Below are 22566 nucleotides of genomic sequence, written 5' to 3' on the forward strand. Positions count from 1 at the left end.
TTAAATGCTCTTAATGACTTTTACTGCACGGCCAATTACCTCAACGTCGTCGACAGAGCATTCAAAAGAGGTGTCATCTTGATGGACAATAATTTTATTCCCTGGGATGCGGGCAATCTTCACGATACTTTTCATTCCATCAATATCGATAAGCCAGATTCCGTTACTGAGCTGTTTTGTAGAGGTATCAATAACGTAATCCCCTTCAGTCGTTTTTACGTACAAACAGTCTTCTGCTTTACCTGAAATCAGCCCCTGATCAAGATAAATATCCTCCAGTTCATTAAAAGTACCGCCCTCTATCGTTACCTGTTTCACTGGCGGGACGACAATCTTAGAAAGGGGGCGTACTGTGGGCTGACTCTCGTTTTTGGACTTATTTTTTTCGTCTGCCTGAGGGTACATTTCGCCTTGCCCTGTTGTTAACCAGAGCAAAGAAATGCCTGTTTCAAGAGCGCATTGGATAACCCAGTCAGCAGGAAAGCTGTCACGTAACATCCTGTTTGCCATAGTACTTTTAGAAGCTTGAAGATGCTCAACTAAAGCAATCTGAGTATTGAAACCGTAGGCAGTCATTAGCCTTTTGATAGCTTCCCTTCCTCCCGTATTTGTACCGCTGTTAATCTTCAAGTTGAACTCTCCATTTGACAATCCAATATCGGGATCGTAAGTTATGTCCAACTTCTAAAGTGAGAGTTTGGAAGTTGGGGTTGAACATCATAAAACGCACTAAAACTAAGAGATACTGCACTATGAGCACAGATATTTCAATTCGAGTACCAAAAGAGATGGCTACGCCTGCAGAGTTCGCGGAGTGGGAAGGTATTTCCCGTGGCTCTGTATACCAAAAAATTCATCATGGTCATCTTGCTAAGTACATGGTTAAAAAAGAGAAAAATAAAGGTCGCGTAAGCCTGCGTTACTTAATGTACAAAACCGATCAGGTCCGTGAGTCTCTTGGTCATTCCAACTTCCGCGTCATTGTTGGTCAGTAAGTTCGATTATGAGAACTTTTTAAGGGGCTCACATGTTTGATTATAAGATTTCCAAACATCCGCATTTTGATGAAGCCTGCCGGGCTTTCGCACTGCGTCATAACATGGCGAAACTGGCAGGGCGTGCCGGGATGAATGTTCAGACTCTGCGCAATAAGCTTAACCCGGACCAGCCGCACCAACTTACCGCGCCGGAGATCTGGCTGCTTACTGATCTGACCGAGGATTCAGCGTTGGTTGATGGTTTCCTGGCTCAGATCCACTGCCTCCCGTGCGTGCCGTTAAACGAAGTCGCGCGCGAAAAGATGCCGGAATATGTTCTAAAAGCTACGGCAGAAATCGGCCGCGTGGCTGCCGGCGCTGTTTCCGGCGAAGCGCATACAACGGCAGGGCGCCGTCAGATTGTTGATAGCATTAATTCAGTTACTCGACTGATGGCATTAACCGCAGTGACGTTGCAGGCGCGCCTGCAGGCAAGCCCGGCGATGGCCAGCACCATTGATACAGTCACTGGCCTGGGTGCCTCGTTTGGTTTGATCTGAGGTGGCTATGTTGACTAAACAACCATCTCTCGCATCGCTGCTCGTTAAGCAAAGCCCATCACCTCATTTCGGGCATGGCTGGATCATGGGGAAGGATGGCAAGCGCTGGCATCCGTGCCGCTCTCAGGATGCGCTGCTGGAAGGTTTAACCGGTAACAGGAAAAGAATGTCATGGCTTTCAAAGCTGAAGATATCACTATCAATATGAGCGCCGGGCAGCGTGCCAGTGCGTTAAATCATATATCTGTGCTACGCACCGCTCTATATGGCGACTGTGAAAAAGAACTTAATCGCTTTATTAACGAAATGCGTGATAAGCGTGATGAAAAGTACGAGCTGAATAATCGTGTGCTTGCTGCATTATTTTTTCTTGCAAATATTAGCAAGGAGCGTCACTGCGTTGAGTTTAGTGAGCTGACGAGTGACGAGGTAACCGCACTTATTGGTGTGATGAACCATCTTCGCGCAGTCGTGAGTTTATTTCCAAAACGGCTAGCCATGCCGAATTAAACGACAACAGAAATTAATGGCGTATACCCGCCGGGCATTTTTTTGCCCAAATTCAGGAGAAACAACAATGCGAAATATCGAAACCCGTTCCAACAAAATCGGCCCGGATGATGCAGGTCTTAACCAGATACTGACAGAGGCCCGTATGGAAGAACGCCGTGCACGTGCTGCGGCGATGGCTGCCCTTCTTGATAGCATGGCGTGTCACATCACATCGCGCCAGCTTAATCACGTTGAGGCGGCGGAGCTGCTGCGCGTTGCTGCGGAAAACATCCAGAACGAAGCGCAGGAGATCCACTGATGGCTGATTCTATGGACCTCGGACAGCAGCGCGTTGAAGAAGAACGCCAGCGGCACATCCACACCGCCCGCAATAAAGCGCCGGGCGTTTCCCGTGTCTTGTGCATTGACTGCGACGCACCAATACCGCCAGCCCGCCGCCGTGCTATTCCTGGTGTGCAGTGCTGCATCACCTGTCAGGAAATCGCAGAGTCTGAAAGGCAAACACTACAATGGGGGTGCTGTATGAGCACCATCCTGAAATGGGCGGGCAATAAAACCGCCGTCATGCATGAGCTGAAAAAGCACCTGCCTGCAGGCCCGCGACTGGTTGAACCTTTCGCGGGTTCCTGCGCTGTGATGATGGCGACAGAGTATCCTCATTATCTTGTCGCGGATATTAACCCTGACTTAATAAATCTATATCGGGAGATAGCTACAAACGCATCAGATTTTATTGAGCGTGCCAAACACCTGTTTAAAATTTTCAATAGTGCAGATGGTTATTATGATAGCCGGGATTCATTCAATCAGGACAACGCAATCATTCGGAATCAGCTCGGCGGCGGCGCTGGCAAAGTACGCCAACCGCGACGGGGTCGGGATTTACTGCCACATTGTGGCACCACCGGAACTACTGAAGAGCGTGAATACGACCTTCACCGCCACCACGGTAACCTGTTCTGACCTTACGCCGGAGGTGATTGCAAAGCTGAGGTACCATCAGATTATTGACGTCAACGGCAGCGACGGGGTGTGGTACTCATCCCTGATTGTTGGCGTTGATGCTGATACGCAGACCATCACCATCGACACCGGCTGGTATATCGTTTCCGGGACCGGCACCGGCATACCTGCGGCTGGCGCGACGATGCGTGTAGCCGGTCTTACAAAGGTATGGGGTGGAAACTGGCTTGTTTCAGTTAATGAAGACTCCCGCGCGACGTCGATGGCAGGATTTGAACTCGGCATGTACAACCGCAAGGCGGCGATTGCCGGGGTGGGCTACGGGTATGACATGTACAGCGGCGGAGATTACAACATCCTGAACGGGTTTCAGGCGCGGGGGAAATATTACTGCGGATTCCGTAGCTACGCAGAATCCACTTTCGGCTTTGCCTATATGTCCGCGTATGGCTGTAAGACGGTGGAGGATGCGATCGCCTACCGCGACAACTTCAGCCAGCGTGAAGGGATGCTGATCTGGCCTGACTTCATCAACTTTGACACGGTACTGCAGGCGGATGCGACCGCCTACGCCACCGCCCGCGCCCTTGGCCTGCGCGCCAAAATCGACGAGCAAACCGGCTGGCACAAAACCCTGTCTAACGTGGGCGTCAACGGCGTAACCGGCTTGTCTGCGGATGTGTTCTGGGACCTGCAGGACCCGGCAACCGATGCCGGGCTGCTGAACCAAAACGACGTCACCACGTTGATCCGCAAGGATGGTTTCCGCTTCTGGGGTTCCCGCTGCCTCAGCGATGACCCGCTCTTCCAGTTTGAAAACTACACCCGCACCGCGCAGGTACTGGCTGACACTATGGCAGAAGGCCATATGTGGGCGGTGGACATGCCGCTTAACCCGTCTCTGGCCCGCGACATTATCGAAGGCATCCGCGCCAAAATGCGCAGCCTGGTGAATCAGGGCTACCTCATCGGCGGTGATTGCTGGATTGATGACAGCGTTAACGACAAAGATACCCTGAAGGCCGGGAAGCTCTGGATCGATTACGACTACACGCCAGTGCCGCCGCTGGAAAACCTGATGCTGCGCCAGCGCATCACTAACCGTTACCTGGTGGATTTCACCACCCGCGTAAGCGCATAAGGGGGACCCATGGCCTTACCACGCAAACTAAAACACCTGAACATCTTCAACGCCGGTAACAGCTGGATGGGCATTGCTGAATCCGTCACCCTGCCGAAGTTTTCCCGCAAGCTTGAGAACTATCGCGGCGGCGGTATGCCCGGTTCAGTCGGTATCGATCTGGGGCTGGATGATGGGGCACTGGATACGGAAATGACCATCGGCGGCACTGAGGCGCTTCTGTTTAAACAGATGGGTAAAGCCACGGTTGACGGGGTGCAGATGCGCTTCACCGGCTCTATCCAGCGCGATGACACCGGCGAGGTGCAGGCCGTTGAGCTGGTTGTACGCGGACGCCACAAAGAGGTGGATTCCGGCGAGTGGAAAACCGGCGAGAGCAATACCACCAAGGTCAGCAGCGTTAACAGTTACGCGAAGCTGACCATTGATGAATTTCGTAAAACCCGGTCGCAGCTTGCCATTACTGCAAAAAATCTCAATGCCGCGCGTGAGGAAGCCGCAAAACTTGCCACGCAGTTTGCGGCAACACACCGCCCGACGGCTGCGCAGGCTAAGCTCTTCAGCCAGGCAAAAAACCGTGTGCAGGAACTGCAACAGACCTACAACGGCCTGTTGGGTTCGGTACAACGGCAGCGACAAGCGCTGAAAGAATCCGGCATTGATACTAAACAGCTAAGTAGCGCCCAGCGGGAACTGCGTAAAAATGCCGACGAAACCCGGCAAGCTCTGGAGCGTCAGCAGAAATCCCTGAAACGCCTGGGCGAACAGCAGGCGAAAATGAATGCCGCACGTGAGCAATATTCACGCCGTCTTGAGGTGAGGGATCGCATTGCCGGGGCTGGGGCAACCACCATGGCAGCGGGGCTTGCAATGGGCGCGCCGGTCATGGCTGCTGTGAAAAGCTACGCCAGCATGGAAGATGCCATGAAGGGTGTGGCAAAACAGGTAAACGGGCTGCGGGACGATAACGGCAACCGCACGAAACAGTTTTATGACATGCAGAATGCCATTAAGGCCGCCAGTGAGCAGTTTCCCATGGAGAATGGCGCAATTGATTACGCCGCGTTGGTAGAAGGTGGCGCACGCATGGGCGTGACCAATCAGGACGATCCCTTTGAGGACCAGAAGCGTGATCTGCTGGCTTTTGCATCAACCGCGGCTAAGGCTGCAACGGCCTTTGAACTTCCGGCAGATGAGCTGGCGGAAAGTCTGGGGAAAATCGCACAGCTGTATAAAGTGCCGACCCGCAATATCGAACAGCTGGGTGACGCGCTGAACTACCTGGACGATAACGCCATGTCGAAGGGCGCGGATATTATCGACGTGTTGCAGCGCATGGGGGGCGTGGCTGACAGGCTTGATTTCCGAAAGGCTGCCGCGCTGGGTTCCGCCTTCCTGTCCCTCGGGGCCACGCCGGAAATTGCCGCCAGCGCCTCGAATGCTATGGTGCGAGAACTGTCGATTGCTACCCAGCAGAGCAAGAGCTTTTACGAAGGAATGGAAATGCTCAAACTGAATCCAGAGAAGATTCAGAAAGATATGACTCGTGATGCAATAGGGACCATCCAATATGTGCTTGAAAAGGTAAACAGTCTGCCTAAGGACAAACGACTTAGTGCAATGACTTTAGTTTTCGGCAAAGAGTTTGGTGACGATGCAGCGAAGCTTGCTAACAATCTGCCGGAGCTGCAGCGCCAATTGAAACTGACTGCTGGCAGCAATGCCGACGGTTCCATGCAGAAAGAATCTGATATTAATAAGGATTCACTTTCAGCTCAGTGGTTGCTGGTAAAAACTGGAACGCAAAACGTTTTCAGTAGCCTGGGGGAAACGCTGCGTACTCCGCTGATGGAAATCATGGATGCAGTTAAACGCGTTACTGGTGTGATGCGCCGGTGGGTAGAAGCCAACCCGGAACTGGCGGGCCGGTTAATGAAGATTGCCGCCGTGGTGGCTTCGGTCACGGCAGCCCTTGGTACGCTGGCGATCGCAATGGCCGCGGTTCTGGGGCCGCTGGTATTGCTGCGCTTTGGGATGAAATCGCTTGCCATTACCGGGTTGGGGCGGTTTGGTCCGTTGCTGGGTCGGCTGGGCCAGGCGTTTACGTCGTTCGCTCCGGGGCTGTTCCAGTCCGGAAATGCATTGAAAAAACTGCTTGGACTGTTTGCGGGAAATGAAGCAGGTGAAACGGTTGACTGGATCAGCCGTATTCGCGAGGTGCTCAGTGGTGGCGGTGATGATAACGATGGGGGCGGTATACTGGATGCGTTCCGTGATGGCGTGCTGGAAAAGATTAAAGAGTCTGCCCAGCAGGCGGGTGAGACACTGGTGGCCTCCTTTCGTAACCCCGGCACCGCGGTCCGCCAGCTTGGTATGAAAATCAGCGGACTGGCGAGCGCTGCATTTGCAGCTCTGATAGCCTCGGTGCGGAGTGCCGGGGGCGTACTCAGATGGCTGGTAATGTCACCGTTCGCCTTGTTGCGTGCGGCCCTTATGGGTGTTGGCAGTGTGCTGGGTGTATTGCTTAGCCCAATAGGGCTGGTTGTGGCTGCACTGGCTGGTGTGGCATTGGTAGTCTGGAAATACTGGCAACCTATCAGCGCATTTTTAGGTGGTGTGGTGGATGGGTTTAAAGCCGCTGCGGCACCGATCAGTGCTGCCTTTGAGCCATTGCGGCCTGTTTTTCAGTGGATTGGCGATAAGGTGCAGGCTTTGTGGAAGTGGTTCACTGATTTGCTTACGCCGGTCAAATCCACTTCTGAAGAACTGAACAGTGCAGCTGCAATGGGCCGCAGGTTTGGTGAGGCGCTGGCGGAAGGTCTGAATATGGTGATGCACCCGCTTGAATCGCTTAAATCAGGCGTGTCGTGGTTGCTGGAAAAACTCGGCATCGTCAGTCAGGAAGCGGCAAAAGCAAAACTACCTGAACAGGTCACACGACAGCAGTCCGCTACGATGAACGGTGACGGCAAGGTGGTGTTGCCGCCTGGCGGATTCCCGCCAATGGGCTTTGCAGGTATGTATGACAGCGGCGGCACGATCCCGCGAGGTCAGTTTGGCATTGTGGGGGAGAGCGGCCCGGAAATCATTAACGGTCCGGCAAGTGTGACCAGCAGGCGGCGCACTGCTGCGCTGGCGTCCGTCGTTGCAGGCTTTATGGGGGTAGCTGCAGCGCCTGTAGAAGCTGTGCCTTTACATCCGTACAGCCTTTCAGCTATGGCATACAAACAAAACCAGGCTGCCTCATCCAGCGTGACGCCAGTGATCCGTTATGAGATTAACGCACCCATTCATATCACCGCCCAGCCAGGGCAGAACGCTCAGGATATTGCGCAGGAGGTTGCGCGACAGCTCGATGAGCGCGAGCGTCGTATGAGGGCTAAGGCCCGAAGCAACTTCAGCGATCAAGGGGGGTACGATTCATGATGATGGTCCTGGGCTTGTTTGTGTTTCAGCTGCGCACGGTTCCCTATCAGCAACTGCAGTATCAGCGGAACTGGCGGCATGTGACCAACAACCGCATTAATCGCCGTCCGACAACGCAGTTTTTGGGGCCAGATAACGATCAGCTGACGCTCTCCGGCGTCCTCATGCCGGAAGTGACCGGCGGCAGGTTGTCGTTGCTGGCGCTGGAGCTGATGGCGGAGCAGGGAAAGGCCTGGCCGCTGATCGAGGGCGGCGGGACTATCTATGGTATGTACGTGATTGAAAACCTGAGCCAGACGAAAACAGAGTTTTTCGCCAGCGGTGAAGCGAGAAAAATAGAGTTTTCGCTGGGGCTGAAACGTGTTGATGAGTCGCTGTCCGAAATGTTCGGCAGCCTGAGTGACCAGCTTAGCAGCCTGCAGGACTCCGCAGCGGCAGCGGTAGGGAATATCAGAACCACGGTAGGAGGGTTACTGCAGTGAGCGAGATGACTGATTTACTCAACCTCAGCAAGACCCCGGCCTTTCGCATCGTGATTGAGGGTAAGGATGCCACGCAGACGCTGGATAAGCGCCTGATGGGTATGACGCTGACCGACAACCGCGGATTCGAAGCTGACCAGCTTGATCTGGAGCTGGACGATGCGGACGGTCTGGTAATTATGCCGCGTCGTGGCGCGGTGATTTCTCTGGCGCTTGGATGGAAAGGCGAGCCGCTGTTTTCAAAAGGGAAGTTTACCGTTGATGAGATCGAACATAGCGGCAGCCCGGACCGACTGACAATCCGTGCCCGCAGCGCTGATTTCAGGGAGACGCTAAATGTACGGCGTGAAAAGTCCTGGCACAAAACGACGTTGGGTGAGGTGGTGAAGGAGATTGCCACGCGGCACAGCCTGAAGGTTGCTATCGGCAAAGATGTCGCGGAGCAGACGCTGGATCACCTGGACCAGACCAACGAAAGCGACGCCAGCTTTTTGATGAAGCTGGCGCGGCAGTATGGCGCGATTGCTTCGGTTAAGGACAGTAACCTGCTGTTTATCCGGCAGGGGCAGGGGAAAACGGCCAGCGGGAAAGCGCTGCCGGTCATCACTATTACCCGTCGGGACGGTGACAGTCATCGCTTCAGTCTGGCGGACAGGGGAGCGTATACCGGGGTTATAGCTCACTGGCTGCATACGCGGGAACCAGAAAAGAAAGAAACGGCTAAGGTGAAGCGCCGCCGGAAGACAACAAAACCCAAAGAGCCGGAAGCAAAGCAGGGGGATTACCTGATCGGGACGGATGAAAACGTGCTGGTTCTGAACCGGACCTATGCGAACCGAAGTAATGCAGAGCGGGCTGCAAAAGTGAACTGGGAGCGGCTGCAGCGTGGTGTAGCGTCATTTTCCCTGCAACTGGCAGAAGGCCGCGCAGATCTCTATACGGAAATGCCCGTTAAGGTCACCGGCTTTAAGCAACCCATTGATGATGCCAGCTGGACCATCACCACCTTAACGCACACGGTCAACCCGAATAGCGGATTTATGACCAGCATCGAACTGGAAGTAGAAATTGACGATCTCAATATTGAATAATTGGTTCTCGATATTGATGTTGTGTATTATTGATGCGATTTCGGTAACGGCGGCGGAGAAACGGATATGATGAATTGCCCTAAATGCGGACATGCAGCGCACACGCGGAGCAGTTTTCGCGTAACGGATCAGACAAAGGAGCGTTACTGCCAGTGCCAAAATATCAATTGCGGCACCACGTTTATCACCCATGAAACCGTAGTCCGGTATATCATGATACCAGGCGTAATTGATAATGCCCCGCCGCATCCGACGTCAAGCGGGCAGGGTCATATGAACTTTTAAAAAAATAACCTGCTGCGGCGGGTTTTTATTCGTCTGAGATCTCGCCTGTTTCAAGAAAATGCATAAAACCTGCCTCATCAATGATGACGGTGCCTTTCATGCGAGCAGCATTTACTTTAGTTGGTCCTGCATTGTATCCGCAGCAGAGCATTTGCAGATTTTGAGTTACTGAACTTCTAACCGTAAGATTGTGTGCCTCGGCAACGTCAATCAAACGTTCTTTATCCGCTTTTTTGAACCCTGTAAAGCAAACGTCAAAAGTGAGAGCTTTGGGCTTTGTCTCCCTGGTTAGATGGATGTAATTTTCAGGAAAAAAGGACTGACAGGCTTGCTCTGCTTCATAAGCAGATGTGCATTCCTTAAGTATTCTATCTTTTCGAAACGTCCTTATTGAATGGGCTGATTGGCATATACCCTGAATGTAGTTATCGCTGTGGCTAACATTGCTTATCGAATGGGCACCAATGCGTGCATTCGCATTGATGTAGACAAAGTGCATTTCTTCCATGTGAATCACCTTTATTACATAAACGGCTAAGTCGTTAATGAACGGTGGGCAAATTGGCTGCCGCCATTTTGCCGCCACAACCAAACAAAAAGGGGCTACGCTCTCACGTAACCCCTTGTTTTATTTGGTGGAGCTGGCGGGAGTTGAACCCGCGTCCGAAATTCCTACATCCTCGGCACTACATGCTTAGTCAGTCTTTACATTCGCCTGGCACCTGCGGACAGACACGCCACTACCAGACTAGCCTGATTAGTTTTAACGCTTCAACCCCAGGCAGGGTATTCACGCGATCTCTTTTGGGTTTGACCTCTCTTTGATCCCCGTCTTAAGAGCGGAAGCTAGGGAGAGAGGGCTCAGAGCAGGTTATTAAGCTGCTAAAGCGTAGTTTTCGTCGTTTGCGACTATTTTTTTGCGGCTTTTTACGAGGCCAACCGCCCCTCGGCATGCACCTTGGGTTTCGCGAATCCCGTCGAATCCAGAATCAGCCCCAATGTGTTAGGACAAGTATAACAGATTTATGAACAGGCTTACCAGCCCTCGTGCGGTGGTTTATGGCGCCTGGTTGGGTAAAAAAGCAGCATCAACAACGATATAGCACAAGGGTCAGCTTAGCTGGCCCCTGTAGAAGGAGGTTAACGTCCGGCGTGTTTCATAATGCGCGCTTTATCGACCGCCCATTCACGGTCTTTCAGATCGGTACGCTTGTCGTGCTGTTTCTTACCTTTCGCCACGCCGATTTTGACTTTGCACCAGGCATTTTTCCAGTACAGCGACAGGGCTACGACGGTATAACCTTCCCGGTTAATACGGCCGTACAGCGCATCGAGCTCTCGTTGATTTAGCAGCAGCTTGCGGGTGCGCGTCGGGTCGCAGACGTAGTGGGTTGAAGCCACGGCCATTGGCGTAAAGTTGGCACCAAACAGATAGGCTTCGCCGTCCTTCAGAATCACGTAGCTATCGCCGATGTTGGCTTTACCGGCGCGCAGAGATTTGACTTCCCACCCTTGCAGGGCAAGACCCGCCTCGTATTCATCTTCGATAAAGTATTCATGACGGGCGCGTTTATTCAGCGCAATGGTGGCTGATCCAGGTTTGTGTGCTTTTTTCTTAGTCATAGTGTCCTGAAGTCATCGCTTATCTTATACATAGTTACCTCAATCCATCCTGCGAGGTGTAACGCGTTATCTTAGCACGAGTTGTGGCACAGCGTTTTTTTTAGCAGCAGATAAATGATATTATTTGCGCCGTGTTTAAATGTGGAACTTGCTATGCCTCAGATTAGCCGTACTGCGCTGGTGCCGTTCAGCGTGGAGCAGATGTATCAACTCGTAAACGATGTGAAGTCCTATCCTGATTTTTTGCCAGGTTGCACCGGTAGCCGCGTGCTGGAGTCCGGGCCGACGCAGATGATGGCGGCGGTTGATGTGTCTAAGGCTGGCATCAGTAAGACTTTCACAACGCGGAATACGTTAACCAGCAACCAGAGCATCCTGATGAGTCTGGTCGATGGCCCGTTTAAATCGCTTATTGGCGGCTGGCAGTTTATTCCGCTGAGTCCGGATGCGTGCAAAATCGAATTCCACCTCGATTTTGAATTCACCAACAAGCTGATTGAAATGGCGTTTGGCCGTATCTTTAAAGAACTGGCGCTCAATATGGTGCAGGCGTTTACCACCCGGGCGAAAGAGGTTTATCGTGTCGGCTAAAATCGTCGTTGAAGTCGCCTATGCCCTGCCTGAAAAGCAGTATCTGCAAAGCGTAAGGCTGGAGGAGGGGGCGACCGTCGAACAGGCGATTATTGCCAGCGGCCTTCTGGCGCTACGCGACGATATAAACCTGGCGAAAAACAAGGTGGGAATATATAGCCGCCCGGCTAAGCTGCACGATGAAGTCCATGATGGCGACCGGGTGGAGATTTACCGGCCGCTGATTGCCGACCCGAAAGAGCTGCGGCGCCAGCGGGCAGAAAAAAAGAACGACGAGAAGTAGGGCCGGTTGGCATAAAAAAAGCGCTCAATGAGCGCTTTTTGCGTTTCCGGAGCGGTATGGCTACCGCCGCTGTGCCTTACTCTTTGGTCAGTGCCGGTTTGTTATCGATGTTGGTTAACACGCCGCTGTTGTTAAAGGTCAGAGTGAGGGTCTGCTGGGTAATGTTTTCATGGCCAGGCTGCTGACGGAAAACGTAGAACCAGGTGTTAGTGCCAAACGGATCCGACATCATTGGGGTACCCAGAGCATAAGCAACCTGCTGTTGCGTCATGCCGACACGAATTTTTGCTACATCGTTAGGTGCCAGATAGTTACCCTGGTTGATGTCAGGACGGTAAACCACTCGTTCCAGAGTGGAACAGCCTGCGGTCAACATAAGAAGAACCGCTGCGGCAGCAGTCAGCGTTTTACAGCGCATAGTGATTTGATTCCTTTTCGGGCCCGAACAGTACGTGGCTCATCTGTAATATGCCGATAATAATAGACCTTTGCCCAGTTGGAAACCTTCGACTGCAGGTCTTGCGGCAATTTGCTGTTCACTATGACTCTGCGGAAATCAAAAAGTTTACGCCGCGAGCAACTCTTTCGCATTCGCCAGCGTGTTGCGCGTGACTTCGCTCCCGCCCAGCAGGCGGGCCAGCTCCTGCAGACGCGCGCGTTTATCCAGCGGATGCATGTGGGTTTCGGTCATCTCGCCATCGGTCTCTTTGCAGACGATGAAGTGATGGTGGCCGCAGCCGGCCACCTGCGGCAGGTGAGTGACGCACATGACCTGGGTCGATTCCCCCAACTGGCGCAGCAGCTTGCCGACCACGGCGGCAGTTGGGCCGCTGATGCCGACATCGACTTCATCGAAAATCAGGGCCGGCGTTTCCATCTTCTGCGCGGTAATGACCTGAATAGCCAGCGCAATACGAGATAGCTCCCCGCCGGAGGCCACTTTAGCAAGAGGCTGCAGCGGCTGACCGGGGTTGGTGGTTACGCGAAACTCGATGCGATCGGCGCCTTCGGCCGTCAGATGACGCTCATCAAAGGCGATGTCGATGGCAAACACCCCGTGAGGCATGGAAAGTGAGTGCATACTTTCAGTGATCAGCCGGGTCAGCTCATCGGCGCTGCGCTGCCGTGCGGCGTGCAGCTGGCGGGCCGTTTCCAGCGCCAGCTGGTGATGTTCAACCACCGTCTGGCTGAGTGACTCCAGCGAGCCCGCGCTGTCGTCCAGCAGGCGCTGCTCCTCTAACAGCGCCTGATAGAACGCCGGCAGCTCCTCCGGCGTAATTTGATGCTTGCGGGCGAGGGAAATCTGCCGCGAGATGCGCTGCTCCAGTTCGAACAGGCGATTCGGGTCGAGATCCAGACGGTCGTTGTAGTGGCGCAGCTCGTCGGTTGCCTCGCTAAGCTGGATTGACGCTTCTTCCAGCATATCCAGCACGCTGGCGAGCTTGCCGTCCATGCCGACCAGCTCGCCTACCAGCTGCTTAGCGGCGTAGAGCTGGTCCTGCAGGTTCGCCTCTTCGCCGTCCGCCATCACCGTCAGCGCATGCTGACAGGTGCTCAGCAGCTGGCCGCTGTTGGCCAGACGTCTGTACTCTTCGTCGATTTGTTCGAATTCACCCTGCTGAGGACAGAACTCGTTCAGCTCTTTTAGCTGATACTGCAACAGATCGGCGCGGGCGGCGCGCTCCTGGCTCTGCTGCTGATGCTGCGCCAGCTCGCGGCAGCTCTGGTGCCACTGGCGATAATGCCCGCCCATGAGCTGAGTAAGCGCATACTCAGCGGTATAACCATCGAGCAGCGTTTTTTGGTGTTCTGGCTTGGTTAATAGCTGGTGCGCGTGCTGCCCGTGGATCTGGATAAGCAGCTGGCCGAGCTCGCGAAGCTGGGAGAGAGGAACAGCGGTACCGTTAATGAAGCCGCGCGAACGGCCGTCGGTGCTGATGACGCGGCGAAGTAAACACTCACGTCCGCTTTCCAGCTGGTTCGCTTCCAGCCAGCGCTGCGCCGCGGGCGTATCCTTCAACGCGAAGCGCGCGCACAGGTCCGCGCGGCTGGCGCCTCTTCGCACCATATCTGCTTCCGCTCTGCCGCCAAGGCACAGCCCTAGCGCATCGATGGCTATCGATTTTCCCGCACCGGTTTCCCCAGTGATGGCGGTCATGCCGCTGTGAAAATCGATCTCCAGTTCACGAACGATAGCAAAATTACTGATGGTGAGTTGCGCCAACATAGCTGCCTTCCTGTGTGAAAAACCATTACTGTGTTTTCGTACAGTATATACTGGTTTTTTATCCAGTAAAGAGGCGGCTTATAAAATCAGAATAATTTTTTCGACCAGCCAAGCTTGGTGCTCAATGTATTGAAATAGCTGTAATCTTTCGGGTGAATAAGATTCAGGTGGTAGTCGCAGCGGTGGATTAAGACATCTTCACCGTCCTGAATCGGCAGGGCTATCTGGCTGTCACAGACTGATCTCAAGGTCGCTGCAGCGCTGGGAGAAGCGCAGGCGAATGGTGCTGTCGCCGTTAATGACCAGCGGGCGGGCCGAGAGCGTATGCGGGAACATCGGCACCAGGGTGATGGCGTCGAGCGAAGGCGTCAGAATGGGGCCTCCGGCGGACAGCGAGTAGGCGGTTGAGCCCGTCGGGGTGGAGATAATCAGGCCGTCGGAGCGCTGGGAAAAGGCAAACACCTCGTCGATGTAGACCTCGAACTCGATCATATGCGCGACCTTGCCCGGATGCAGAACCACTTCGTTAATTGCCGTGCTAATCCGTTTCTGACAATCCTGCTGGCAGACCTGGGCTTCCAGCAGAAAGCGTTTTTCGGCGATATAGTGGCCTTCAAGCACGTCGGCAAGCTGCTGCAGCGCGTTATCCGGGTCGAGGTCGGTCAGAAAACCGAGATTGCCGCGGTTGATGCCGATGACCTGAATATCATACCGCGCCAGGGTGCGCGCGGCGCCAAGCATATTGCCATCACCGCCAACGACGACCGCCAGATCCGCCTGCTGGCCAATCTCCGCCAGCGTTCCCGTTTTGACGTTGCTAAGCTGTAGCTCATGGGCGATCTGTTGTTCGACCAGAACTTCATAGCCTTTACTGCACAGCCAGCGCCAGAGCATTTCATGTGTGGTCAGCGCGGTTGGGTGACGAGGATGCCCCACAATGCCTATACACTTGAAATGGTTCTTCATGTTCTGGATGTCCTTGCGTTAAATGAATGATGACAATCTGACTGCTTCCCTTGAAACCCGGAAACTGATCCCCATAATAAGCGAAGTTAGCGAGATGAATGCGAAAAAAACGCGGAGAAATTCATGAGTAGTAAAGAACAGAAAACGCCTGACGGGCAAGCCCCGGAAGAAATTATCACGGAACAGCACGACAACGTTGAGGCGGTTGAGCCTGAGGTTTCTGCTGACCAGGTGGATCCGCGCGATGAAAAAATTGCGAATCTGGAAGCGCAGCTGGTTGAAGCCCAGACTCGTGAACGCGAAGGTATCCTGCGCGTAAAAGCGGAAATGGAAAACCTGCGTCGTCGCACCGAGCTTGACGTGGAAAAGGCGCATAAATTCGCCCTGGAGAAGTTCGTCAACGAACTGCTGCCGGTGATCGATAGCCTGGACCGCGCGCTGGAAGTGGCCGATAAAGCCAATCCGGACATGGCTTCAATGGTTGAAGGTATTGAGCTGACGCTGAAGTCGATGCTGGACGTTGTCCGTAAGTTCGGCGTGGAAGTGATTGCCGATACCAACGTGCCGCTGGATCCTAATGTTCATCAGGCCATCGCCATGGTTGAATCTGAAGACGTGGCGGCGGGCAACGTGCTGGGCGTAATGCAAAAGGGCTACACCCTGAACGGTCGTACCATTCGCGCAGCGATGGTGACCGTGGCGAAGGCGAAGTAATTCTCTGTAAAGCGGCCGCCTGCGGGTGGCCGTTTTTTTATGCTTTATTGACCTGCGTTACCGCCGATTCGGCAGCAAAAAAACGGCGAACCGAGGTTCACCGCTTGCTTGAGCTAACGGGCGATTATTCCGCCGCGCTTTCACGAATCGGCTTCACCGGCATCACCTTCACCTGCTTAATCATATTGTCCTGAACATCGAGAATATCGATGTCGTACTGCTCGATGCGCACGCGGGTGCCGGGAGCCGGGATCTCTTCCAGCGCTTCAAGAATAATGCCGTTGATCGTGCGGGCTTCGTCTTCCGGCAGACGCCAGTTAAACGCCTTATTGATTTCACGAACGTTGGCGCTGCCGTCAATAATCACCGAACCGTCGTTGAGCGGGGTCACTTCCTCCGCCAGGGTGGGCGACATCGAGGTGGTGAAGTCGCCGACAATCTCTTCCAGAATATCTTCAACGGTCACCAGGCCCTGGATATCGCCATATTCATCGACCACCAGCCCTACCTTCTTCTTATTGCGCTGGAACTTCACCAGCTGCGTGCTCAGCGGCGTGCCTTCCGGCACGAAGTAAATCTCATCCGCGGCGCGGAGCATCACCTCTTTAGTGAACTCTTTTTTCTCGGTCATCAGGCGATAGGCTTCACGGACGCGCAGCATGCTGATGGCGTCATCCAGCGAACCGCGGTAGAGCACAATACGGCCGTGCGGCGAGTGGGTGAGCTGGCGGACGATGGATTTCCAGTCATCGTTAATATCGATACCGATAATCTCATTTCGCGGCACCATAATGTCGTCCACGCTGACCTTCTCGAGGTCCAGCACCGACAGCAGCATGTCCTGATTGCGGCGGGAGATTTGCGTACGCGATTCATTCACGATGGTACGCAGCTCGTCTTTGCTCAGCGCGCCGCTGATAATAATATCGGCCTTGATGCCCATGATGCGCATCAGAAGGCGGGTGATGGTGTTCAGCAGCCACACCAGCGGCATCATCAGCACCTGCAGCGGCGCCAGCAGGATGCTGCTCGGATAGGCGACTTTCTCCGGATACAGCGCGGCGATAGTCTTGGGCAGAACCTCGGCAAATACCAGCACCACGAAGGTCAGAACACCGGTGGCGATCGCCACCCCTGCGTCGCCGTACAGGCGCATACCCACGATAGTCCCCAGCGCGGAGGCGAGAATATTGACCAGGTTGTTGCCGATCAGCACCAGGCTGATTAAGCGATCGGGTTTGCGCAGCAGCTTTTCGACGCGCTTCGCCTGGCGGTTGCCCTGCTTCGCCATATGGCGCAGGCGGTAGCGGTTCAGCGTCATCATGCCGGTCTCAGAACCGGAGAAATAGGCTGAGATGATCACCATGATAATCAACGTCACGATTAGCGTGGTGGTAGAGATGTGTTCCAGGAGGGACTCCTTAAAGCCTGTCCCACCGGGCGATTACCGGCCCGATCCGGTAGAGCCTGGAACCTTCGCATATTCAGAGTATGCGGCGGTTGCTTCGCGCTGCCGGCGTTCAGATGACCTGTCGTAATGCTGCCCGGTGTGGTTGCTCGTAGTCTGGATTTAGCTAATAAACTGCTGAAGGACGCGGCTGCCAAAATAAGCCAGCGTCAGCAGGCCTGCGCCGGTGACGTTAAACCAGACGACCCGGCGACCGCGCCAGCCTTCATGGTAGTGCCCCCATAGCAGGACGATATAAACGAACCACGCCACGATCGACAGCACGGCTTTATCAATATTTTCCGTACTGAACAGGTTGTGCATGTAGAACAGCCCGGTGCACAGCGTCAGCGTCAGCAGCACCACGCCGACCTGGGTGATATGAAACATTTTACGTTCAATACTCATCAACGGCGGCATTTCGTGGCTAAAAGCCAGCTTTTTGTTTTTCAGCTGGTAGTCAATCCAGGCCAGCTGCAGGGCGTACAGGGCGGCAATGATCAGCGTTGCGTAAGAGAAGAGCGACAGGCCAATGTGCACCAGCATGCCCGGGGTTGTTTCCAGGTGCGTGATGTATTCGTTGGGAACGAAGGTGGCGAAGGCCAGATTAATCAGCGCAAAAGCGTAGACGATGGGCAGCAGCAGCCAGCCTCGGTTGCGCGAAGCGACGATGGTCATCACCGTACAGATCATCAGGCTGACCAGCGAGCCGACGTTGAGTAAGCTGAGATTTTGCCCGCTACCGCCGCCGGGGAAAATGCGTGACTCCAGCGCAAAAGCATGACAAATCAGCGCAATAGCTGCGGAAACTATCGCCATCCGCCGCCAGCTGCTGTTCTTTTGCAGCAGGCCGGGAACGATCAGCGCCAGGCTGACGGAATAGGCGACAAGCGCGAGTAGAGCAAAAACAGGCATATGGGCGTCGACTGTTGACTAAATAAGAAAGAGAAGCAGTATAGCGTTACGCGACGTCGGCTCCAACCGTTGCATCACATCCCGCGACATGTCGTGTTATACTGCGGCAAATTTGTATTTGTGGTGTCGCTGCGGCGACCGACAGTTTCCACCTCAGGCGAGAGACAATGTTTGATAATTTAACCGATCGTTTGTCGCGTTCGCTGCGCAACATTAGCGGCCGCGGACGCCTTACCGAAGACAATATTAAAGAAACCCTGCGCGAAGTGCGCATGGCGCTGCTCGAGGCGGACGTTGCTCTGCCCGTCGTGCGTGAATTCATCAGCCGCGTAAAAGAGAGCGCGGTAGGGCATGAAGTTAACAAAAGCCTGACCCCGGGCCAGGAGTTCGTCAAGATCGTACGCAACGAGTCTGGTTGCGGCGATGGGTGAAGAGAACCAGGCGCTGGATTTAGCCGCTCAGCCGCCGGCCGTGGTGCTGATGGCGGGCCTGCAGGGTGCGGGTAAAACCACCAGCGTTGCGAAGCTGGGTAAATTCCTGCGCGAGAAGCACAAGAAGAAGGTGCTGGTGGTCTCTGCGGACGTTTATCGCCCGGCGGCGATTAAACAGCTGGAAACGCTGGCCGAGCAGGTGGGCGTTGATTTCTTCCCGTCCGACGTCGGCCAGAAGCCGCTCGACATCGTTAATGCCGCGCTGAAAGAGGCGAAGCTGAAGTTCTACGACGTGCTGCTGGTGGATACCGCCGGTCGTCTGCACGTCGATGAAGCGATGATGGACGAAATCAAGCAGGTTCACGCTGCTCTTAACCCGGTAGAAACGCTGTTCGTCGTTGATGCGATGACCGGTCAGGATGCGGCGAATACCGCGAAAGCCTTTAACGAAGCGCTGCCGTTGACCGGCGTGGTGCTGACCAAAGTGGACGGCGACGCCCGCGGCGGTGCGGCGCTGTCGATTCGTCATATCACCGGTAAGCCGATTAAATTCCTCGGCGTCGGCGAGAAAACCGAAGCCCTCGAGCCGTTCCATCCGGATCGTATCGCCTCCCGTATCCTCGGCATGGGCGACGTGCTGTCTCTGATCGAAGATATTGAGAGCAAGGTCGACCGCGCGCAGGCAGAAAAGCTGGCCTCCAAGCTGAAGAAGGGCGACGGCTTCGACCTGACCGACTTCCTCGAGCAGCTGCGCCAGATGAAGAACATGGGCGGTATGGCCAGCCTGATGGGCAAGCTGCCGGGCATGGGGCAGATCCCGGATAACGTTAAGTCGCAGATGGACGATAAAGTGCTGGTGCGGATGGAAGCGATCATCAACTCGATGACGCTGAAAGAGCGCGCTAAACCTGAGATCATCAAAGGTTCGCGCAAGCGCCGTATCGCCGCGGGCTGCGGGATGCAGGTACAGGACGTTAACCGTCTGCTCAAGCAGTTTGACGATATGCAGCGCATGATGAAGAAGATGAAGTCGAAAGGCGGCATGATGAAGATGATGCGTGGGATGAAAGGGATGATGCCGCCCGGTTTCCCCGGTCGCTAATACGCGTCATAATTCAAGCCGCAGATGCGTTGGCTGCATTCGCTCACCCCGGTCACGTACTTGTGTACGCTCCCGGGGATTTACTCACTTGCCGCCTGCCTGCAACTCGAATTATTTAGCGTATTGCAGTTTTGAATTGATTTTTGCACAGAAATCAGTAAAATTTTCGGGCTTTTAATATGACACCCGGGTCCCGTTCCTCGATGGGGCCCGGTTGTTTTATTCACACAAGAGGATGTTATGGTAACTATTCGTTTAGCTCGTCACGGCGCTAAAAAGCGTCCGTTCTACCAGGTTGTTGTCACCGACAGCCGTAATGCACGCAACGGCCGCTTCATCGAGCGCGTTGGTTTCTTCAACCCGATAGCTTCCGCGAACGAAGAAGAAACTCGTCTGGATCTGGATCGTATCGCTCACTGGGTTGGCCAGGGCGCTACCGTTTCCGATCGCGTAGCTACGCTGATCAAAGCAGCGAACAAAGCAGCTTAATCTGTCACGGTGGTCATGATGAGCAAGCAACACACCGCACAAGCACCTGTTGATCCGATCGTATTGGGCAAAATGGGTTCTTCCTACGGTATCCGTGGTTGGCTCAGAGTGTTCTCCTCCACCGAAGACGCCGAAAGCATTTTTGACTATCAGCCCTGGTTAATCCAGAAGGCGGGTCAGTGGCAGGTTGTTGAGCTGGAAAGCTGGCGCCACCACAATCAGGATATCGTCATCAAGCTGAAGGGCGTTGACGATCGCGATGCTGCGAATCTGCTGACTAATTGCGAAATTATCGTGGATTCCTCGCAGTTGCCGAAGCTGGGAGAGGGCGACTATTACTGGAAAGACCTGATGGGCTGCCAGGTAGTCACCACTGAAGGCTATGGCCTGGGCAAAGTCATCGATATGATGGAAACCGGGTCAAATGACGTTCTCGTCATCAAGGCAAACCTGAAAGATGCGTTTGGCATCAAGGAGCGGCTGGTTCCGTTCCTCGATGGGCAGGTTATCAAGAAAGTCGATCTCGCTACTCGAACAATCGAAGTAGATTGGGATCCTGGTTTTTAAATTCTCCGAATAAACGGTAAAAGACGGCGCTATGTGGATTGGCATAATTAGCCTGTTTCCTGAAATGTTCCGCGCAATTACCGATTACGGGGTAACTGGCCGGGCAGTAAAAAATGGCCTGCTGAGCATCCAGTGCTGGAGTCCTCGCGACTTCGCGCACGACCGGCACCGTACCGTGGACGATCGTCCTTACGGCGGCGGACCGGGGATGTTAATGATGGTGCAACCCTTGCGGGACGCCATCCATACAGCAAAAGCCGCGGCAGGTGAAGGCGCTAAGGTGATATATCTGTCGCCTCAGGGACGCAAGCTTGATCAAGCGGGCGTCAGCGAACTGGCAGCGAATCAGAAGCTGATTCTGGTGTGCGGTCGCTACGAAGGGATAGACGAGCGCGTAATTCAGACCGAAATTGATGAAGAATGGTCAATCGGCGATTACGTTCTCAGCGGTGGTGAGTTACCGGCAATGACGCTGATTGATTCCGTTTCCCGGTTCATCCCGGGGGTTCTGGGTCATGAAGCTTCGGCAACGGAAGATTCCTTTGCCGATGGTCTGCTGGACTGCCCACACTATACCCGTCCTGAAGTGTTAGAAGAGATGGAAGTACCGCCGGTATTGCTGTCGGGAAACCATGCTGAGATACGTCGCTGGCGTTTGAAACAGTCGCTGGGCCGCACCTGGCTTAGAAGACCTGAACTTTTGGAAAACCTGGCTCTGACTGAAGAGCAAGCAAAGTTGCTGGCGCAGTTCAAAACTGAACACGCAAAACAGCAGCATAAACATGATGGGATGGCGTAACGCCCCCAATATCAGTTTACCCAGGATAAGAGATTAAATTATGAGCAACATTATTAAGCAAATTGAACAAGAACAGATGAAGCAGGACGTACCTTCCTTCCGTCCGGGTGATACCGTGGAAGTGAAAGTATGGGTTGTTGAAGGTTCCAAAAAACGTCTGCAGGCATTCGAGGGCGTGGTTATCGCTATTCGTAACCGCGGTCTGCACTCTGCATTCACTGTTCGCAAAATTTCCAACGGCGAAGGCGTTGAGCGTGTCTTCCAGACTCACTCTCCGGTAGTTGACAGCATTGCTGTTAAACGTCGTGGTGCTGTACGTAAAGCTAAACTGTACTACCTGCGTGAGCGTACCGGTAAGTCTGCTCGTATCAAAGAGCGTCTTAACTAAGATTCGCTTTCGCGACATCCTGATAAAAAGGGCTGGCCTGGTAGGCTGGCCCTTTTTTTATCTTTGTTTTAACTATCTTGATGTAAATCATTTACAATATCGCCCTCACGATGGAGGGGCGGTGGCCGGCAATATTTATCGACAGTCAGCACATCAATGGCGGGCCGCATGGCTGGCGCTGTTTTCGATCCTGCTGATCGTCGTCGCTCCGCTGATCTCTATCTCATTGCAAAAAGATCCGATGGGCGCGATGCCCGGAATGCACCACGCGATGATGATGGCGGAAACGCCTCATGCCATGGAAATGCCTCACGGCATGAAGATGTCCCACTCTGCTCCGCCGGCGTCTACGTCTACGTCTACGCCTGCGCATACCGTGCCGGCTGACCACGCCGAGGCCTGCGGCTACTGCGTGCTGCTAGCCCACGTGCCGGGCCTGCTGCTGGCGCTGGCGCTGCTTATCACCTTCATCCTGCGGCGACTGCGTATCTTTACGGCTCGCCCGGTGCAGAAGCATTGGCACTACTTCCCCTGGCTCTATCCCGATACTCGCGCGCCGCCGCGCCGGTCTGCTGTTTCCTGTTAA

24 protein-coding genes, 1 other RNA gene and 6 pseudogenes are annotated in these 22566 nt (G+C 54.1%); 22 read left to right on the forward strand and 9 right to left on the reverse strand.

Annotated elements, in window-relative coordinates:
* Window positions 1-630, reverse strand: a complete 630-nt coding sequence (locus tag ABOC21_RS05615; RefSeq protein ID WP_004151019.1) for a phage repressor protein CI — start codon at window positions 628-630, stop codon at window positions 1-3.
* 122 nt (window positions 631-752) lie between these two features.
* On the opposite strand from ABOC21_RS05615, the gene ABOC21_RS05620 reads away from it, so the two are divergent.
* From ABOC21_RS05620 to ABOC21_RS05680, 13 genes and pseudogenes are all read left to right on the forward strand, one after another.
* The gene (locus ABOC21_RS05620; protein ID WP_001397669.1) at window positions 753-995 is read left to right on the forward strand and encodes a hypothetical protein; all 243 of its coding nucleotides are present in this window, start codon (window positions 753-755) and stop codon (window positions 993-995) included.
* A 32-nt stretch (window positions 996-1027) separates the two neighbouring features.
* Window positions 1028-1537, forward strand: coding sequence for a phage regulatory CII family protein (locus tag ABOC21_RS05625; RefSeq protein WP_004151018.1), 510 nt, complete (start codon window positions 1028-1030; stop codon window positions 1535-1537).
* 7 nt (window positions 1538-1544) lie between these two features.
* Window positions 1545-1745 (forward strand): phage filamentation protein Fil family protein, encoded by a 201-nt coding sequence (locus ABOC21_RS05630; protein WP_004205792.1) that lies wholly within the window; start codon window positions 1545-1547, stop codon window positions 1743-1745.
* A complete protein-coding gene (locus ABOC21_RS05635) occupies window positions 1709-2047 on the forward strand; it encodes a DUF5347 family protein (RefSeq protein ID WP_004144796.1) in 339 nt (112 codons plus the stop codon). The genes ABOC21_RS05630 and ABOC21_RS05635 overlap by 37 nt, the downstream gene beginning before the upstream one ends.
* A gap of 67 nt (window positions 2048-2114) precedes the next feature.
* Window positions 2115-2348 (forward strand): DUF2732 family protein, encoded by a 234-nt coding sequence (locus tag ABOC21_RS05640; RefSeq protein ID WP_426812226.1) that lies wholly within the window; start codon window positions 2115-2117, stop codon window positions 2346-2348.
* Window positions 2348-2576, forward strand: a pseudogene (locus ABOC21_RS05645) (TraR/DksA family transcriptional regulator). The gene ABOC21_RS05640 and the pseudogene ABOC21_RS05645 overlap by 1 nt, the downstream one beginning before the upstream one ends.
* Window positions 2573-2863, forward strand: a pseudogene (locus tag ABOC21_RS05650) (DNA adenine methylase); the annotation flags it as partial. The pseudogenes ABOC21_RS05645 and ABOC21_RS05650, both read left to right, overlap by 4 nt.
* A gap of 553 nt (window positions 2864-3416) precedes the next feature.
* Window positions 3417-4154: pseudogene (locus ABOC21_RS05655) on the forward strand (phage tail sheath subtilisin-like domain-containing protein); the annotation flags it as partial.
* Between the two features lie 9 nt (window positions 4155-4163).
* A pseudogene (locus ABOC21_RS05660) lies at window positions 4164-4583 on the forward strand (phage major tail tube protein); the annotation flags it as partial.
* Window positions 4572-7580 (forward strand): phage tail tape measure protein, encoded by a 3009-nt coding sequence (locus ABOC21_RS05665; protein WP_426812574.1) that lies wholly within the window; start codon window positions 4572-4574, stop codon window positions 7578-7580. The pseudogene ABOC21_RS05660 and the gene ABOC21_RS05665, both read left to right, overlap by 12 nt.
* Window positions 7577-8062 (forward strand): phage tail protein, encoded by a 486-nt coding sequence (locus ABOC21_RS05670; RefSeq protein ID WP_426812227.1) that lies wholly within the window; start codon window positions 7577-7579, stop codon window positions 8060-8062. Before ABOC21_RS05665 ends, ABOC21_RS05670 begins: the two co-directional genes overlap by 4 nt.
* A gap of 5 nt (window positions 8063-8067) precedes the next feature.
* A complete protein-coding gene (locus ABOC21_RS05675; RefSeq protein ID WP_426812575.1) occupies window positions 8068-9153 on the forward strand; it encodes a phage late control D family protein in 1086 nt (361 codons plus the stop codon).
* A gap of 66 nt (window positions 9154-9219) precedes the next feature.
* The gene (locus ABOC21_RS05680) at window positions 9220-9438 is read left to right on the forward strand and encodes an ogr/Delta-like zinc finger family protein (protein ID WP_426812228.1); all 219 of its coding nucleotides are present in this window, start codon (window positions 9220-9222) and stop codon (window positions 9436-9438) included.
* A 25-nt stretch (window positions 9439-9463) separates the two neighbouring features.
* On the opposite strand, the gene ABOC21_RS05685 is transcribed toward ABOC21_RS05680, so the two are convergent.
* The 3 genes from ABOC21_RS05685 to smpB form a co-directional block, all read right to left on the reverse strand.
* Window positions 9464-9946, reverse strand: a complete 483-nt coding sequence (locus tag ABOC21_RS05685) for a hypothetical protein (RefSeq protein WP_426812229.1) — start codon at window positions 9944-9946, stop codon at window positions 9464-9466.
* A gap of 125 nt (window positions 9947-10071) precedes the next feature.
* Window positions 10072-10435, reverse strand: a transfer-messenger RNA (tmRNA) gene (gene ssrA, locus ABOC21_RS05690).
* A 143-nt stretch (window positions 10436-10578) separates the two neighbouring features.
* Entirely contained in the window at window positions 10579-11061 is a 483-nt protein-coding gene (smpB, locus tag ABOC21_RS05695) for an SsrA-binding protein SmpB (RefSeq protein ID WP_045855711.1), read from the reverse strand.
* A gap of 153 nt (window positions 11062-11214) precedes the next feature.
* Between smpB and ABOC21_RS05700 the strand changes: the two genes are divergently transcribed.
* On the forward strand, window positions 11215-11652 hold the full coding sequence (locus ABOC21_RS05700) for a type II toxin-antitoxin system RatA family toxin (RefSeq protein WP_426812230.1): 438 nt from the start codon (window positions 11215-11217) through the stop codon (window positions 11650-11652).
* Complete coding sequence (locus tag ABOC21_RS05705) at window positions 11642-11935, forward strand: RnfH family protein (RefSeq protein WP_095105683.1); 294 nt, start codon at window positions 11642-11644, stop codon at window positions 11933-11935. The genes ABOC21_RS05700 and ABOC21_RS05705 overlap by 11 nt, the downstream gene beginning before the upstream one ends.
* 76 nt (window positions 11936-12011) lie before the next feature.
* Here the strand turns inward: ABOC21_RS05705 and bamE are convergent, their stop codons facing one another.
* From bamE to nadK, 3 genes and pseudogenes are all read right to left on the reverse strand, one after another.
* Window positions 12012-12353 (reverse strand): outer membrane protein assembly factor BamE, encoded by a 342-nt coding sequence (gene bamE / locus ABOC21_RS05710; protein WP_095105682.1) that lies wholly within the window; start codon window positions 12351-12353, stop codon window positions 12012-12014.
* Between the two features lie 147 nt (window positions 12354-12500).
* Window positions 12501-14162 carry a DNA repair protein RecN gene (gene recN / locus ABOC21_RS05715; protein ID WP_426812231.1) on the reverse strand — a complete coding sequence of 554 codons (1662 nt, stop codon included), beginning with the start codon at window positions 14160-14162 and terminating at the stop codon, window positions 12501-12503.
* Window positions 14163-14248: 86 nt separating this feature from the next.
* Window positions 14249-15128 (reverse strand): annotated as a pseudogene (gene nadK / locus ABOC21_RS05720) (NAD(+) kinase).
* A 123-nt stretch (window positions 15129-15251) separates the two neighbouring features.
* On the opposite strand from nadK, the gene grpE reads away from it, so the two are divergent.
* Window positions 15252-15842, forward strand: coding sequence for a nucleotide exchange factor GrpE (gene grpE, locus ABOC21_RS05725; RefSeq protein WP_426812232.1), 591 nt, complete (start codon window positions 15252-15254; stop codon window positions 15840-15842).
* Window positions 15843-15966: 124 nt separating this feature from the next.
* Here the strand turns inward: grpE and ABOC21_RS05730 are convergent, their stop codons facing one another.
* Window positions 15967-17253 (reverse strand): HlyC/CorC family transporter, encoded by a 1287-nt coding sequence (locus tag ABOC21_RS05730; RefSeq protein ID WP_426812576.1) that lies wholly within the window; start codon window positions 17251-17253, stop codon window positions 15967-15969.
* Between the two features lie 159 nt (window positions 17254-17412).
* Window positions 17413-18204, reverse strand: a complete 792-nt coding sequence (locus tag ABOC21_RS05735; protein WP_426812233.1) for a cytochrome C assembly family protein — start codon at window positions 18202-18204, stop codon at window positions 17413-17415.
* Window positions 18205-18371: 167 nt separating this feature from the next.
* On the opposite strand from ABOC21_RS05735, the pseudogene ffh reads away from it, so the two are divergent.
* The 6 genes and pseudogenes from ffh to ABOC21_RS05765 all read left to right on the forward strand — a co-directional run bounded on the left by ffh (window position 18372) and on the right by ABOC21_RS05765 (window position 22566).
* Window positions 18372-19737, forward strand: a pseudogene (gene ffh / locus ABOC21_RS05740) (signal recognition particle protein).
* A gap of 240 nt (window positions 19738-19977) precedes the next feature.
* The gene (rpsP, locus tag ABOC21_RS05745) at window positions 19978-20226 is read left to right on the forward strand and encodes a 30S ribosomal protein S16 (RefSeq protein WP_426812234.1); all 249 of its coding nucleotides are present in this window, start codon (window positions 19978-19980) and stop codon (window positions 20224-20226) included.
* An 18-nt stretch (window positions 20227-20244) separates the two neighbouring features.
* The gene (rimM, locus tag ABOC21_RS05750) at window positions 20245-20793 is read left to right on the forward strand and encodes a ribosome maturation factor RimM (protein WP_426812577.1); all 549 of its coding nucleotides are present in this window, start codon (window positions 20245-20247) and stop codon (window positions 20791-20793) included.
* 31 nt (window positions 20794-20824) lie between these two features.
* The gene (gene trmD, locus ABOC21_RS05755) at window positions 20825-21592 is read left to right on the forward strand and encodes a tRNA (guanosine(37)-N1)-methyltransferase TrmD (RefSeq protein WP_426812235.1); all 768 of its coding nucleotides are present in this window, start codon (window positions 20825-20827) and stop codon (window positions 21590-21592) included.
* A 40-nt stretch (window positions 21593-21632) separates the two neighbouring features.
* Window positions 21633-21980 (forward strand): 50S ribosomal protein L19, encoded by a 348-nt coding sequence (gene rplS, locus ABOC21_RS05760; RefSeq protein ID WP_006178051.1) that lies wholly within the window; start codon window positions 21633-21635, stop codon window positions 21978-21980.
* 121 nt (window positions 21981-22101) lie between these two features.
* Window positions 22102-22566: a DUF2946 domain-containing protein gene (locus ABOC21_RS05765; protein WP_426812236.1), complete on the forward strand. Its 465-nt coding sequence runs from the start codon at window positions 22102-22104 to the stop codon at window positions 22564-22566.

It is taken from the genome of Klebsiella sp. WOUb02 (assembly GCF_050058015.1).
GTDB lineage: Bacteria > Pseudomonadota > Gammaproteobacteria > Enterobacterales > Enterobacteriaceae > Klebsiella.